Annotated in this window: 17 protein-coding genes and 1 rRNA gene; 12 read left to right on the top strand and 6 right to left on the bottom strand. The window is 47.7% G+C overall.

The features are described from left to right. The first annotated feature begins 25 nt into the window (after window positions 1–25). The 5 genes from IX31_RS21650 to IX31_RS22715 all read left to right on the top strand — a co-directional run bounded on the left by IX31_RS21650 (window position 26) and on the right by IX31_RS22715 (window position 2,670). On the top strand, window positions 26–1,015 hold the full coding sequence (locus IX31_RS21650; RefSeq protein WP_034461761.1) for a DNA-directed RNA polymerase subunit alpha: 990 nt from the start codon (window positions 26–28) through the stop codon (window positions 1,013–1,015). Between the two features lie 40 nt (window positions 1,016–1,055). Then, complete coding sequence (gene rplQ, locus IX31_RS21645) at window positions 1,056–1,442, top strand: 50S ribosomal protein L17 (RefSeq protein ID WP_034461760.1); 387 nt, start codon at window positions 1,056–1,058, stop codon at window positions 1,440–1,442. A gap of 111 nt (window positions 1,443–1,553) precedes the next feature. Next, complete coding sequence (locus IX31_RS21640) at window positions 1,554–1,922, top strand: DnaJ family domain-containing protein (protein WP_034461794.1); 369 nt, start codon at window positions 1,554–1,556, stop codon at window positions 1,920–1,922. Between the two features lie 2 nt (window positions 1,923–1,924). Next, window positions 1,925–2,344, top strand: a complete 420-nt coding sequence (zntR, locus tag IX31_RS21635) for a Zn(2+)-responsive transcriptional regulator (protein ID WP_034461759.1) — start codon at window positions 1,925–1,927, stop codon at window positions 2,342–2,344. A 62-nt stretch (window positions 2,345–2,406) separates the two neighbouring features. After that, a complete protein-coding gene (locus IX31_RS22715; protein ID WP_072009495.1) occupies window positions 2,407–2,670 on the top strand; it encodes an alternative ribosome-rescue factor A in 264 nt (87 codons plus the stop codon). Here the strand turns inward: IX31_RS22715 and mscL are convergent. The 5 genes from mscL to def form a co-directional block, all read right to left on the bottom strand. Then, on the bottom strand, window positions 2,624–3,037 hold the full coding sequence (gene mscL / locus IX31_RS21630; protein WP_034461758.1) for a large-conductance mechanosensitive channel protein MscL: 414 nt from the start codon (window positions 3,035–3,037) through the stop codon (window positions 2,624–2,626). The genes IX31_RS22715 and mscL overlap by 47 nt on opposite strands. A 159-nt stretch (window positions 3,038–3,196) precedes the next feature. Next, the gene (gene trkA, locus IX31_RS21625; protein ID WP_034461757.1) at window positions 3,197–4,573 is read right to left on the bottom strand and encodes a Trk system potassium transporter TrkA; all 1,377 of its coding nucleotides are present in this window, start codon (window positions 4,571–4,573) and stop codon (window positions 3,197–3,199) included. 48 nt (window positions 4,574–4,621) lie between these two features. Further along, entirely contained in the window at window positions 4,622–5,911 is a 1,290-nt protein-coding gene (gene rsmB, locus IX31_RS21620) for a 16S rRNA (cytosine(967)-C(5))-methyltransferase RsmB (RefSeq protein WP_034461756.1), read from the bottom strand. Window positions 5,912–5,987: 76 nt separating this feature from the next. Then, on the bottom strand, window positions 5,988–6,935 hold the full coding sequence (gene fmt / locus IX31_RS21615; RefSeq protein ID WP_034461755.1) for a methionyl-tRNA formyltransferase: 948 nt from the start codon (window positions 6,933–6,935) through the stop codon (window positions 5,988–5,990). Window positions 6,936–6,956: 21 nt separating this feature from the next. Beyond that, window positions 6,957–7,466 carry a peptide deformylase gene (def, locus tag IX31_RS21610; protein WP_034461754.1) on the bottom strand — a complete coding sequence of 170 codons (510 nt, stop codon included), beginning with the start codon at window positions 7,464–7,466 and terminating at the stop codon, window positions 6,957–6,959. A 128-nt stretch (window positions 7,467–7,594) separates the two neighbouring features. Between def and dprA the strand changes: the two genes are divergently transcribed. From dprA to IX31_RS21580, 6 genes are read left to right on the top strand one after another with little or no spacing between them, the layout of a single operon-like run. Beyond that, on the top strand, window positions 7,595–8,719 hold the full coding sequence (gene dprA, locus IX31_RS21605; protein WP_034461753.1) for a DNA-protecting protein DprA: 1,125 nt from the start codon (window positions 7,595–7,597) through the stop codon (window positions 8,717–8,719). Continuing rightward, window positions 8,691–9,164 carry a DUF494 family protein Smg gene (gene smg, locus IX31_RS21600; protein WP_034461751.1) on the top strand — a complete coding sequence of 158 codons (474 nt, stop codon included), beginning with the start codon at window positions 8,691–8,693 and terminating at the stop codon, window positions 9,162–9,164. The genes dprA and smg overlap by 29 nt, the downstream gene beginning before the upstream one ends. A gap of 24 nt (window positions 9,165–9,188) precedes the next feature. Next, on the top strand, window positions 9,189–9,731 hold the full coding sequence (locus IX31_RS21595; protein WP_034461750.1) for a DNA topoisomerase family protein: 543 nt from the start codon (window positions 9,189–9,191) through the stop codon (window positions 9,729–9,731). A 6-nt stretch (window positions 9,732–9,737) separates the two neighbouring features. Then, the gene (gene tsaC / locus IX31_RS21590) at window positions 9,738–10,310 is read left to right on the top strand and encodes an L-threonylcarbamoyladenylate synthase type 1 TsaC (protein WP_051880810.1); all 573 of its coding nucleotides are present in this window, start codon (window positions 9,738–9,740) and stop codon (window positions 10,308–10,310) included. Window positions 10,311–10,313: 3 nt separating this feature from the next. Beyond that, window positions 10,314–11,132 carry a shikimate dehydrogenase gene (gene aroE, locus IX31_RS21585; RefSeq protein WP_034461748.1) on the top strand — a complete coding sequence of 273 codons (819 nt, stop codon included), beginning with the start codon at window positions 10,314–10,316 and terminating at the stop codon, window positions 11,130–11,132. Beyond that, on the top strand, window positions 11,129–11,386 hold the full coding sequence (locus IX31_RS21580; RefSeq protein WP_034461746.1) for a DUF1488 family protein: 258 nt from the start codon (window positions 11,129–11,131) through the stop codon (window positions 11,384–11,386). Before aroE ends, IX31_RS21580 begins: the two co-directional genes overlap by 4 nt. Here the strand turns inward: IX31_RS21580 and IX31_RS21575 are convergent. Next, window positions 11,362–11,916: a gamma carbonic anhydrase family protein gene (locus IX31_RS21575; RefSeq protein ID WP_034461744.1), complete on the bottom strand. Its 555-nt coding sequence runs from the start codon at window positions 11,914–11,916 to the stop codon at window positions 11,362–11,364. The two genes, IX31_RS21580 and IX31_RS21575, sit on opposite strands and share 25 nt — an antisense overlap. Before the next feature lie 510 nt (window positions 11,917–12,426). On the opposite strand from IX31_RS21575, the gene IX31_RS21570 reads away from it, so the two are divergent. Next, window positions 12,427–13,414, top strand: a 16S ribosomal RNA gene (locus IX31_RS21570); the annotation flags it as partial.

Here is a 13,414-nt window from a genome sequence, read left to right as displayed (position 1 = left end):
AGCTTAGTACCAAAGAGAGGACACAATGCAGGGTTCTGTGACAGAGTTTCTAAAACCGCGCCTGGTAGATATCGAGCAAGTGAGTTCGACGCACGCCAAGGTGACCCTTGAGCCTTTAGAGCGTGGCTTTGGCCATACTCTTGGTAATGCACTGCGCCGTATTCTGCTCTCATCGATGCCGGGTTGCGCGGTGACAGAGGTTGAGATTGATGGTGTACTACACGAGTACAGCACCAAAGAAGGCGTTCAGGAGGATATCCTGGAAATCCTGCTCAACCTGAAAGGGCTGGCGGTGAGAGTTCAAGGTAAAGATGATGTTATTCTTACTCTGAATAAGTCTGGCATTGGCCCTGTGACTGCAGCCGATATCACCCATGATGGTGATGTCGAAATCGTCAAGCCGCAGCATGTGATCTGCCACCTGACTGATGAGAACGCATCTATTAGTATGCGTATCAAAGTTCAGCGCGGTCGCGGTTATGTGCCGGCCTCTGCCCGAATTCATTCGGAAGAAGATGAGCGCCCAATTGGTCGTCTGCTGGTTGACGCCTGCTACAGCCCTGTAGAGCGAATTGCCTACAATGTTGAAGCTGCGCGTGTAGAGCAGCGTACTGACCTGGATAAGCTGGTCATCGAAATGGAAACCAACGGTACAATCGATCCTGAAGAGGCGATTCGTCGTGCGGCAACCATTCTGGCTGAACAACTTGAAGCTTTCGTTGACTTACGTGATGTTCGTCAACCAGAAGTTAAAGAAGAGAAACCAGAGTTCGATCCGATCCTGCTGCGCCCTGTTGACGATCTGGAATTGACTGTCCGCTCTGCTAACTGCCTTAAGGCAGAAGCTATCCACTATATCGGTGATCTGGTACAGCGTACCGAAGTTGAGCTGCTCAAAACGCCTAACTTGGGTAAAAAATCTCTTACCGAGATTAAAGACGTGCTGGCTTCCCGTGGTTTGTCTCTGGGCATGCGCCTGGAAAACTGGCCACCGGCAAGCATCGCTGACGAGTAACCGGATCACAGGTTAAGGTTTTACTGAGAAGGATAAGGTCATGCGCCATCGTAAGAGTGGTCGTCAACTGAACCGCAACAGCAGCCATCGCCAGGCTATGTTCCGCAATATGGCAGGTTCACTGGTTCGTCATGAGATCATCAAGACGACTCTGCCTAAAGCGAAAGAGCTGCGTCGCGTAGTTGAGCCGCTGATTACTCTTGCCAAGACTGATAGCGTTGCTAATCGTCGTCTGGCATTCGCCCGCACTCGTGATAACGAGATCGTGGCAAAACTGTTTAATGAATTGGGTCCGCGTTTTGCAGCCCGTACTGGTGGTTACACTCGCATTCTTAAGTGTGGCTTCCGTGCAGGTGACAATGCTCCGATGGCTTACATCGAGCTGGTTGATCGCGCCGAATCTCAAACAGAAGCTGCTGCAGAGTAATCTGTAGTAACGTAAAAAAACCGGGCTTGCCCGGTTTTTTTATATCTGAAATTCCTCCCCATGCTTTCCCAGCATATCTTTATTACATCTCCAGTTATTACAGAGTTGATTATGTGGTTACTTGATCAATGGGCAGAACGTCATATTCTTGATGCACAACGCAATGGTGAGTTTGATTCACTATCTGGGTCAGGGAAACCTCTCGAACTCGATGATGATTCATATATCCCAATGGAATTGCGGGCGGCCTGGCGTCTATTGAAAAATTCCGGTTGCTTACCTCCGGAGCTTCAACAGCGGAAGGATGCAATTGAGCTTAATCATTTGCTCAGATCGATAGACCATAGCCACCCAGAATATGCAGTCATCAGAAAGAAAATGCTATTGCTTGAGCTCAAACTCCAGAATGCAGGAATGAGTACTGATTTCCTACATGGAGAGTATGCTGATAGATTGCTTAATAAAATTGATGAGGAATGATCATGTTACGTATTGGAGAGTTGGCCAGATTGGCAGACGTGACGCCGGATACCATTCGCTACTATGAAAAGCAGCAGATGATGGATCATGAAGTCAGAACTGAAGGAGGGTTTCGGCTTTATAGTGAAAGTGATTTGCAGCGTCTGAAGTTCATTCGTTATGCAAAACAGTTAGGTTTCACGCTGGAAACTATCCGTGAGCTACTGTCGATCCGAATCGATCCCGACCATCACACCTGCCAGGAATCGAAGAGCATTGTGCAATCCAGATTGACGGAAGTAGAGTCAAAAATTAAAGAACTTCAGCATATGCAGCGATCGTTACAGAGATTAAATGATGCATGTTGTGGCACTGCCCACAGCAGCGCATACTGTTCAATCCTTGAAGCATTGGAGCAGGGGGCGAGCCAACGAAAAGAATAAATTGTGATTTTTCAGATAGAGGCTTAAAATTGCGCCGTTATTTTAATCAATCTGGAGTTTGTATGAGTAAGTATCAGCATAAGAAAGGGATTATAAAAGATAATGCAATTGAGGCTTTGCTACATGACCCGCTATTTCGTCAAAGAGTTGAGCAGAACAAGAAAGGGAAAGGAAGTTACCAACGTAATACCAAACATTGCAAACGAGGTAACTGGGAGGCCAGTGGCAAACAAGCAAATCGCTTTTTTACCACTGGCCTTCTTTTTTTCACTAGCGCATTCAGATTCGTTCGTTCTGTTGTTTTAGCAGGTCACGAATTTCGCTGAGTAATACTTCTTCTTTGGTTGGTGCCGGTGGTGCAGCAGGTTCTTCTACTTTCTTACGGTTCAGTTTATTTATTGCTTTGATCGCAAGGAAAATCGCGAAGGCAACAATCACGAAATCAAAAATATTCTGAATAAATACACCGTAATGCATCACTACTGCTGGAATATCACCAGCTGCAGGTCTTAATGTTAAGGCAAACTGTTTAAAATCTACGCCGCCAATTAACAACCCCAGTGGCGGCATAATAATATCCGCAACTAGTGATGAAACAATTTTCCCGAATGCGGCCCCAATAATTACACCTACTGCCAAATCCACAACATTTCCGCGCATCGCAAATTCGCGGAATTCTTTTAACATGCTCATTTTTCTCTCCTTGTACCAGCTGACGTTAATAAGTCTAACAAATGATGACCCGATTGCCATTACATCAGGAAATAAGAATTCTCCGCTAATACCTTAATATTAAGAGGGTTTGTTGGGTAAAGAGAATTACGGGTAGATTATTTACCTACCCGTTGGAGCTTATAGGAAGAAAGGACTTGGCTGGAATAGGCGTTCCACATCGCTAACGAATTTCTTGTCAGTCAGGAACATAATGACATGGTCGCCCTGCTCTATACGCAAATTGTCATTGGCAATCATGACATCATTGCCCCTGACTACAGCACCAATTATCGTACCTGGTGGAAGCTTTATTTCATCAATAGAACGACCTACGACGCGTGAAGTACTTTCATCGCCATGGGCAACCGCTTCGATTGCTTCAGCCACTCCACGACGTAAAGATGACACTCCTACGATATCGGCTTTACGCACATGACCCAATAGTGCCGAAATGGTGGCTTGCTGTGGTGAAATTGCAATATCAATTACGCTGCCCTGTACCAAATCGACGTAGGCCTTGCGTTGGATAAGAACCATGACTTTCTTGGCTCCCATACGTTTAGCCAACATAGCGGACATTATATTAGCTTCATCGTCGTTGGTGACGGCGATAAACAAGTCTACCTGTTCGATATGCTCTTCAGCCAGAAGCTCCTGATCGGAAGCATCCCCATAGAAGACGATGGTGTTTTGCAGCATTTCAGCCAGTTCAGCGGCGCGTTGCGGATCGCGCTCAATGAGTTTGACGCTGTAATCTTTTTCAAGACGCTGTGCCAGACCCGCACCAATATTCCCCCCCCCCACAAGCATGATGCGCTTATACGGTTTTTCAAGGCGTTGAAGCTCGCTCATCACCGCGCGAATATGCTGAGAAGCAGCAATGAAGAACACTTCATCTCCAGCTTCAACAATGGTCGAGCCTTGCGGGCGAATCGGGCGGTCATGGCGGAAAATGGCTGCAACGCGCGTTTCGATATGCGGCATATGTTCACGCATTGTCGAAAGTGCATTTCCAACGAGTGGTCCACCATAATAGGCTTTCACGACAGCAAGGCTTACTTTGCCTTCAGCAAAATTCACTACCTGGAGCGCGCCTGGATATTCAATCAGGCGATAAATATTGTCGATTACCAGCTGTTCGGGTGCGATAAGGTGATCAATTGGCACTGCTTCGGCGTTGAATAAACGCTCGGCATCACGAACGTAATCAGGTGCACGAATTCGTGCAATTCGGTTTGGTGTATTAAAAAGCGAATATGCAACCTGGCAGGCAATCATGTTCGTTTCATCAGAACTGGTTACTGCGACCAACATATCGGCATCATCGGCGCCAGCTTCACGCAGCACGCGGGGATGCGAGCCGTGCCCCTGAACGACGCGTAGATCGAACTTATCTTGCAAGCTGCGTAGGCGATCCTGATTGGTATCAACAACCGTAATATCGTTGTTTTCTCCTACCAGGTTTTCTGCCAGGGTGCCGCCGACCTGGCCTGCACCGAGAATTATTATTTTCATTGTTTATAGCTTCATTTGAGATGAAACCTAAGACTCAGCAAACCTGAATCAGCTTTTAATTAGCTTAGCGTAAAAGAAGCCATCACCATCTTCCGGAGAAGGGAGATTCTGGATCCCGGGCATTTCTGGTGTACCCGTCTCCACCAGTTTCGCCTCTGGATGCTGAGCCAGGAATGCAGCTACCTGCTGATAATTTTCTTCTGGCAAGATGGAGCAGGTTGCGTAAACCAATGTTCCACCCGATTTCAATTTTGGCCAAATGGCTTCCAGAATCTCTTTTTGCAATGCAGCTAATTCAGTGATATCTCTGTCGCGACGCAACCATTTGATATCTGGATGGCGGCGAATAACACCCGTGGCTGAACACGGAGCATCAAGAAGGATGCGGTCAAACTGTTGATTACCACACCACTGCTCAGGGAAACGCCCGTCTCCTGATTTGACCTCAGCACTCATGCCCAAACGTTGCAAGTTTTCGTGCACACGCTTCAGGCGTTGTTCATCAATGTCGACAGCCAACACGCGTGCTTTAGGCGCAGCTTCAAGTATATGGGTGGTTTTGCCGCCAGGTGCTGCACACAAATCCAGGATCGTTTCACCATCTTTGGGATCAAGTAGATCTACACATCCCTGAGCGGAGGCATCCTGAACGGTAACCCAACCTTCTTCAAACCCTGGTAATGCGTGAACAGGTGCTGGAGTTTCAAGGCGCACAGCATCTCGAAATTGCGGATGAGCATGGCCTTCCAGGCCGCTTTCAGCGAGTAAAGCCATCCATGCTTCACGACTATGGTGCTGGCGATTCACACGCAACCACATAGGGGGACGCTGATTATTTGCATCGACAATGGATTGCCATTGATTTGGATAGGCTTTTTTCAACCGTTGCAGTAACCAGCTCGGGTGTAAGAAACGGCTTTCATGTTTAGCAGCTTCTGCCATCAATTCTTCTTGTTGACGTTGGAACTGGCGTAATACGCCATTAATCAAACCTTTCAGTGACTGCTTTTTGATAGCAACAGCCCCTTCAACTGTTTCTGCCAGAGCGGCATGAGCAGGAATGCGGGTATAAAGCAGCTGATAAAAACCTACCATAATCAAATAGTGTATGGTGCGTTGTTTGCCTGTCATCGGGCGAGACATCAACTTACCAATCAACCACTCTAGCTGAGGCAGAGTGCGTAACACGCCAAAGCAAAGCTCTTGAAGCAATGCTCTATCTTTATCAGAGACTTTTTGTTGCATAGCTGGCAGGACATTACTGAGCGATTGACCTTGTTCCACAACTTGTTCAATCGTCTGTGCGGCCATACTGCGAAGATTTAATGTTTTTTTCATACGTACGCTCTGGTTTTTCGGCGCTTAAAAACAAAAATGCCCAGGTGATTGACCTGGGCGCAAAGAATTTCTTTTCTCAGGCGAGAAGTGCACCTGGTTTAAACCATTCGCTGCGAGAATTCAGCAGATCCTGAGCTGACATTGCCTTCTTTCCTGCAGGTTGAAGTGATTCCAGATTTAAAATCCCTTCACTCGTTGCAACCTGAATACCCTTTTTATTGGTTTCAATAATGGTTCCCGGTGCTGCTTCAGTCGGTTGGTTAATCACTGATGCCTGCCAGACTTTAACGGGTTGTCCGTCAATTTCAAGCCAACTCATTGGCCACGGATTAAAAGCGCGGATACAACGCTCAAGCTGTAAGGCAGAAAGCGACCAGTCGATACGTGCCTCTTCCTTGCTGAGTTTTTCAGCGTACGTCACCAGCTCTTCATTTTGAACTTCAGGTTTTGCATGGCCTGTAGCCAACTGATTTAACGTTTCTAACAACCCCACAGGACCAAGGCTTGCAAGCTTATCGTACAGCGTTGCGCTGGTATCAGTGGCTTCAATTGGGCAGGACAGTTTTACTAGCATATCGCCCGTATCCAGGCCGACATCCATTTGCATAATGGTTACGCCAGTTTCGGCATCACCGGCCCATAATGAGCGCTGGATAGGTGCAGCACCACGCCAACGAGGCAATAGTGAGCCATGCACATTGATGCAGCCAAGGCGTGGCATATCGAGAACCGCTTTCGGCAGAATTAGACCGTAAGCAACTACTACCATAACATCGGCATTCAGGCTGGAGACCAGTTCCTGATTTTCAGCAGGGCGCAAAGAGGCTGGTTGAAATACCGGGATATCCCTTTCCGTTGCCAGCACTTTCACTGGGCTTGGCATCAATTTTTTGCCACGGCCAGCAGGACGATCGGGTTGTGTGAATACGCCAACTACCTGGTGCTGAGAAGACAACAGCGCGTCAAGATGACGCGCTGCGAAGTCAGGAGTGCCAGCGAAAATAATACGTAGTGAATCAGACACATTATTCCCTTGTGTGATGGATTAGGCGCTCTTATTCAGACGAGCCATCTTTTCCAGTTTCTGACGAATACGCTGACGCTTCAACGGCGAAAGGTAATCAACGAAGAGTTTACCAACCAAATGATCCATCTCGTGTTGAATACAAATGGCAAGCAGACCATCAGCTTCCAGTTCGTATGGTTTACCTTCACGGTCCAGAGCGCGAATTTTGACTCTTTCCGCTCGAGGAACAAGAGCACGCTGTTCTGGAATGGACAGGCAACCCTCTTCGATACCAGTATCACCGCTTTTTTCCAGCAGCTCAGGGTTTATCAAAACCAGGCGCTCGTCGCGGTTTTCAGAAACATCAATCACAATGATACGTTGATGGATATCCACCTGCGTTGCTGCAAGGCCAATACCTTCCTCTGCGTACATTGTCTCGAACATATCATCGACAATCCGCTGAGTCTCAGCATTCACCTCTTTGACCGGAGCCGCCACAGTGCGAAGGCGCTCGTCCGGAAAATGTAATACCTGCAAAACTGACATAAATATCCAGAGCTGTGTTCAATTGATAGAAAGATTATTACCTCTATTCTAGACATTTCCCCGCCTGATTGACAGCATCAGTGACCAATCGCAAGGATTGCTTTTATAGCTTATGGCAGGAGGAAGATATGCCACCAAAGGAGATATGGCTACGCTTGATGGCTGTTCAAAGTCTCAGTGGAGATAAGCTATTAAAAATTGCCCATTTCTTACTAAACGAGCCGGAATGCACGACCACTCATCTCTTAAATTCTGGCTTATCTTCCCTGCAGATTTCTTATTTTCTGGAATTTAGTGAAAAAGAGCTGGAAGCTTCACTTTGCTGGCTTGAGCAACCCCATCACTATCTTCTTACTGCGGATAGTGCCAATTATCCCGATCAGCTGCGGGCAATAGATTGTTACCCGGCAGCACTATTTGTCGCAGGTGATATTGAACTTCTTGCCAGTAACCAATTAGCCGTAGTCGGTAACCGTAACCTTTCTCTTTATGGAGAACGGTGGTGCCGAATGTTTTGTGAACCATTAGCTACTGCGGGATTAACGATAACGAGTGGTTTGGCTTTGGGTATTGATGCTGTAGCGCATCGCGCAGCGTTAAACGTACATGGAAAAACAGTAGCTGTTTTAGGAAATGGGCTGGCAAATATTTACCCTAAACGTCATAAACAATTAGGTGAGCAGATTATTGCCGAGGGCGGCGCCGTTATCTCTGAGTTTCCACTGAATACCACACCATATCCGGGTAATTTTCCTCGCAGAAATCGAATCATCAGTGGCTTGAGTCGGGCTGTTTTTGTCGTGGAGGCAAGTGAGCGTAGCGGCTCTTTAGTGACTGCACGATATGCTCTTGAACAAGGTCGGGAGCTTTTTGCATTACCGGGAGCAATAGGCAGCCCAGGGAGTGAAGGGCCCCACTTTCTAATCAAGCAAGGCGCTACTTTAGTGAGTCATCCCTCAGACATACTTGAGCATCTGGAAAATGAACTGCAATGGCTTCCCTCTATCCCCAAGGCCTTAATATATTCACACAATGAAGGGGATCGAACATTGCCATTTCCTGAGCTGTTGGCTAACGTAGGAGATGAGGTTACACCTGTTGACGTCGTCGCTGAACGTGCCGGCCAACCTGTGCCAGTTACGGTAGCCCAGCTACTCGAACTGGAGTTAGCAGGATGGATCGCAGCTGTACCCGGCGGCTATGTCCGATTGAGGAGGGCATGCCATGTTCGACGTACTAATGTACTTATTTGAAACCTACATCCACAACGAAGTGGAAATGCGAGTTGATCAAGATAAATTGACGCGTGATCTCGCCGATGCCGGTTTTGATCACGAAGACATTTATAACGCTCTTGTATGGCTTGAAAAGCTGGCAGACTATCAAGATGGTCTAACGGAACCCATGCAACTGGCCGCTGATCCTCTTTCTATGCGTATGTATACCGCAGAAGAATGCCAGCGACTTGATGCAACTTGTCGGGGGTTTTTACTATTCCTGGAACAGATTCAGGTGCTGAACCTCGAAACCCGTGAAATGGTCATTGAACGAGTATTAGCGTTAGACACCGCTGAGTTCGAACTCGAAGACTTAAAGTGGGTAGTGCTCATGGTATTGTTCAACATTCCGGGGTGCGAAAATGCATATCAGCAAATGGAAGAATTACTCTTCGAAGTAAATGAAGGTATGCTGCACTAAATTAAAGCCGCGGCATGAGATGTTATGACCAAATCAGCACTGTTCACTGTGCCTAAAAATGAACCCTGTCCCCAATGTGGGGCAGGGTTAGTCATTCGTTCTGGTAAACACGGCCCTTTTCTTGGCTGTTCTCATTACCCGGAATGTGATTATGTTCGCCCGCTAAAAAGCCTGGCTGATGGCCATGTGGTTAAAGTACTTGAAGGTCAGCACTGTCCAGTATGTCAGGAAAACCTGGTATTACGGCAGGGACGTTTCGGCATGTTCATTGGTTGTAGCAATTATCCAACCTGTGATCACACCGAAGTTATCGACAAACCCGATGAAACTGCAATCAATTGCCCGCAATGTCAGAAAGGTAAATTAGTCCAAAGACGCTCTCGATTTGGTAAAACCTTTTGGTCATGTGATAGCTATCCGACCTGTCAATTCGTCATTAATAGTAAACCGGTGGCAGGCGAATGCCCTGCATGTCACTATCCATTACTCATCGAAAAGAAAACGGCACAGGGCTTAAAACAATTCTGTGCCAGCAAACAATGTGGAAAGCCGGTAACGGCGGAATAAAAGCTTGTGAAAACAAACCTGCAAAAAGAGCAACTCGTAGAAATCGTTGCCGCCTTAAAACAACAACAAGTTATCGCTTATCCAACCGAAGCTGTGTTTGGCGTCGGTTGTGATCCTGATAGTGAACTGGCCGTCACACGCTTGCTTGAGCTAAAACATCGCCCCGTCGACAAAGGTCTGATTCTGATCGCTGCCAATTTCGAGCAGCTTCTTCCTTATATAGATAGCTCCGTGCTTTCGCAAATGCAGCGAGAAACTGTCTTCTCTCGTTGGCCAGGACCTGTGACCTTTGTTTTTCCTGCTCTTCCTTCAACGCCGCGCTGGTTAACGGGTCGATTTGACTCCTTAGCCGTGAGAGTCACTGATCATCCTTTGGTTCGCGAGTTATGCCTGGCTTTTGGCAAACCGTTGGTTTCTACCAGTGCCAACCTATCTGGTTTGCCACCTTGCCGTACGGCAGATGAAGTCTTGGCTCAATTTGGTGATAGCTTCCCGGTACTGCGTGGTGACACTGGGGGCAGACTGAACCCGTCTGAAATTCGTGATGCTTTGACCGGCGAACTTTTCCGCCAGGGGTAATTAATGAACACCTTTGCCGTTTTTGGTAACCCAATTCAGCACAGCAAATCACCGCAAATTCATCAGATGTTTGCTGAGCAGTTGAAAATAGAGCATCCATATGGCCGTGTGCTGGCACCTGTTGATGCTTTTATTGAAACTCTTGAGCATTTTTTCCAGGCAGGTGGTAAAGGCGTCAATATTACTGTTCCTTTTAAAGAACAAGCATTCGCCCGTGCTGATGAACTGACAGAGCGTGCTGCATTAGCCGGTGCGGTGAATACACTTAAGCGGCTGGAAGATGGTCGCTTGTTGGGCGATAACACTGATGGGATTGGTCTTTTAACCGATCTGAAGCGTTTATCGTTGATCGAACCGGGTCGACGTATTTTGTTGCTGGGTGCTGGTGGCGCGGCACGGGGAGTTTTATTACCTTTGCTCTCGCTTGATTGCTCTGTGACGATAGCCAACCGGACATTTTCTCGAGCCATGGAGCTCGCACAGTTATTTAGCCACACTGGTAGTGTTCAGGCGTTAGAGCATACTGAGCTGGAGGGACATGAGTTCGATCTTATTATTAATGCCACCTCTAGCGGAATTGCTGGTGATATTCCAGTCATTCCAACTTCGTTGCTTTCGCATAATGTTCATTGCTATGACATGTTCTATCAAAAGGGTGATACACCATTTTTGCATTGGTGCAAACAACAAGGTGTTCAACATTGTGCTGATGGATTAGGAATGCTGGTGGGCCAGGCCGCACACGCCTTTTTCTTGTGGCACGGCGTGTTACCCGAAATTGCGCCTGTAATAGAGAAGCTTAAGCAGGAAATGTCGCGATGAACCAGTCGATCCAGTTTCCCGATCGCGAGCAATGGGACGATCAACTTCTCGCGGTCCGCTTCCCTGCATTAGTTAATGGCTTTCAGGTGATGTGCGGTATTACTGGGGAAGCTATCGCCAGCCGTTATGGTGGCGATAATAAAGATTTATGGCTCGAGCTCTTTCGTCTTAATCGTTGGGATTTGGAAGACGAAGCGGAGGAGTTAATTGCAGCTGGCGAGCATGACAGTCAAGGCTGCGTTTGGCTTTCCTGAGCAAGATACTCATCTTTCCAGCGAACGTAGTTATTGGCTGAGTATTTTAAGCCTTCCAGTTCAGCAGCCGTAAGTGGGCGGATCTGCTTCACTGGGCTACCCAGATAAAGGAAGCCACTCTCAAGATGCTTATTTTGCGGCACTAAACTTCCAGCTCCGATCATTACATCGTCTTCTATTACTACACCATCTAGTAAAATCGATCCCATACCAACAAGCACGCGGTTTCCGATCGTGCAGCCGTGCAGCATAACCTTATGCCCCACAGTCACATCTTCACCGACAATAAGTGGATTGCCTTCCGGGTTATAGGAAGATTTATGCGTTACATGCAACACACTACCGTCCTGAATATTGCTACGAGAACCAATAGCCACATAGTTAACGTCGCCACGGATAGCGACTAAAGGCCAAATGCTCACATCATCGGCAATACGTACATCCCCAATCACAACACTTGAACTATCAAGCATCACTCTTTGGCCAACTTCAGGATAGGTTTTTTGAAAAGGTCGTAATACAGCAGACATAAACACCTCTGAAAGTTCTCTTCGTACATAGACTGTGGCTGCTTTCTTAACCGATGGCAAGGAGGCAAAGCATCGAAAACAGAGCTTATCGAACACGATCGCAGCGAAAAGGGTGAAAACTAGGCAGTCAGTGGAAAAGATCGAAAAAAGGGTTGTGCTATAAAAAGAGATCCCTATAATGCGCCTCCATCGACACGGAACATGTGAACAACATCACAGAGTAACGGCGGCGATGAGAGCCAATATCCTGAAATTAAGGGTTGACTCTGAAAGAGGAAAGCGTAATATACGCCACCTCGAGTTAGCAAGCGAAAGCGCGCAACTCACTGCTCTTTAACAATTTATCAGACAATCTGTGTGGGCACTCGCAGGATTGATATCTCAGATACCTTCGGGTATCACAAAAAATATCAAGTCTTGAAGAGTGACCAAGCAGTAATTCATTTAGTTGAATTATTACGAAAGTTAATTTTTGAGCACCGCTTCACGAGTTGAAGCAAATCAAGCTTTTAATTGAAGAGTTTGATCATGGCTCAGATTGAACGCTGGCGGCAGGCCTAACACATGCAAGTCGAGCGGCAGCGGGAAGTAGCTTGCTACTTTGCCGGCGAGCGGCGGACGGGTGAGTAATGTCTGGGAAACTGCCTGATGGAGGGGGATAACTACTGGAAACGGTAGCTAATACCGCATAACGTCTTCGGACCAAAGAGGGGGACCTTCGGGCCTCTTGCCATCAGATGTGCCCAGATGGGATTAGCTAGTAGGTGAGGTAATGGCTCACCTAGGCGACGATCCCTAGCTGGTCTGAGAGGATGACCAGCCACACTGGAACTGAGACACGGTCCAGACTCCTACGGGAGGCAGCAGTGGGGAATATTGCACAATGGGCGCAAGCCTGATGCAGCCATGCCGCGTGTATGAAGAAGGCCTTCGGGTTGTAAAGTACTTTCAGCGAGGAGGAAGGCATTGTGGTTAATAACCRCAGTGATTGACGTTACTCGCAGAAGAAGCACCGGCTAACTCCGTGCCAGCAGCCGCGGTAATACGGAGGGTGCAAGCGTTAATCGGAATTACTGGGCGTAAAGCGCACGCAGGCGGTCTGTCAAGTCGGATGTGAAATCCCCGGGCTCAACCTGGGAACTGCATTCGAAACTGGCAGGCTAGAGTCTTGTAGAGGGGGGTAGAATTCCAGGTGTAGCGGTGAAATGCGTAGAGATCTGGAGGAATACCGGTGGCGAAGGCGGCCCCCTGGACAAAGACTGACGCTCAGGTGCGAAAGCGTGGGGAGCAAACAGGATTAGATACCCTGGTAGTCCACGCCGTAAACGATGTCGACTTGGAGGTTGTTCCCTTGAGGAGTGGCTTCCGGAGCTAACGCGTTAAGTCGACCGCCTGGGGAGTACGGCAGCAAGGTTAAACCTCACATGAATTGACGGGGGCACGCACCAGCGGTGGAGCATGTGGTTTAATTCGCTGCATCGCGAAGAACCTTACCTAC

The sequence above is a fragment of the Buttiauxella noackiae genome (assembly GCF_000737905.1).
GTDB classification, from domain to species: domain Bacteria; phylum Pseudomonadota; class Gammaproteobacteria; order Enterobacterales; family Enterobacteriaceae; genus Buttiauxella; species Buttiauxella noackiae.
This window is presented reverse-complemented; position numbering and strand designations above follow the sequence as displayed.

What these genes read in the sequence shown, in the direction of transcription:
- IX31_RS21650 (WP_034461761.1), top strand. Translation starts at nt 26, where the DNA reads ATGCAGGGTTCTGTGACAGAGTTTCTAAAACCGCGCCTGGTAGATATC.
- rplQ (WP_034461760.1), top strand. Translation starts at nt 1,056, where the DNA reads ATGCGCCATCGTAAGAGTGGTCGTCAACTGAACCGCAACAGCAGCCAT.
- IX31_RS21640 (WP_034461794.1), top strand. Translation starts at nt 1,554, where the DNA reads ATGTGGTTACTTGATCAATGGGCAGAACGTCATATTCTTGATGCACAA.
- zntR (WP_034461759.1), top strand. Translation starts at nt 1,925, where the DNA reads ATGTTACGTATTGGAGAGTTGGCCAGATTGGCAGACGTGACGCCGGAT.
- IX31_RS22715 (WP_072009495.1), top strand. Translation starts at nt 2,407, where the DNA reads ATGAGTAAGTATCAGCATAAGAAAGGGATTATAAAAGATAATGCAATT.
- mscL (WP_034461758.1), bottom strand. Translation starts at nt 3,037, where the DNA reads ATGAGCATGTTAAAAGAATTCCGCGAATTTGCGATGCGCGGAAATGTT.
- trkA (WP_034461757.1), bottom strand. Translation starts at nt 4,573, where the DNA reads ATGAAAATAATAATTCTCGGTGCAGGCCAGGTCGGCGGCACCCTGGCA.
- rsmB (WP_034461756.1), bottom strand. Translation starts at nt 5,911, where the DNA reads ATGAAAAAAACATTAAATCTTCGCAGTATGGCCGCACAGACGATTGAA.
- def (WP_034461754.1), bottom strand. Translation starts at nt 7,466, where the DNA reads ATGTCAGTTTTGCAGGTATTACATTTTCCGGACGAGCGCCTTCGCACT.
- dprA (WP_034461753.1), top strand. Translation starts at nt 7,595, where the DNA reads ATGCCACCAAAGGAGATATGGCTACGCTTGATGGCTGTTCAAAGTCTC.
- smg (WP_034461751.1), top strand. Translation starts at nt 8,691, where the DNA reads ATGTTCGACGTACTAATGTACTTATTTGAAACCTACATCCACAACGAA.
- IX31_RS21595 (WP_034461750.1), top strand. Translation starts at nt 9,189, where the DNA reads ATGACCAAATCAGCACTGTTCACTGTGCCTAAAAATGAACCCTGTCCC.
- aroE (WP_034461748.1), top strand. Translation starts at nt 10,314, where the DNA reads ATGAACACCTTTGCCGTTTTTGGTAACCCAATTCAGCACAGCAAATCA.
- IX31_RS21580 (WP_034461746.1), top strand. Translation starts at nt 11,129, where the DNA reads ATGAACCAGTCGATCCAGTTTCCCGATCGCGAGCAATGGGACGATCAA.
- IX31_RS21575 (WP_034461744.1), bottom strand. Translation starts at nt 11,916, where the DNA reads ATGTCTGCTGTATTACGACCTTTTCAAAAAACCTATCCTGAAGTTGGC.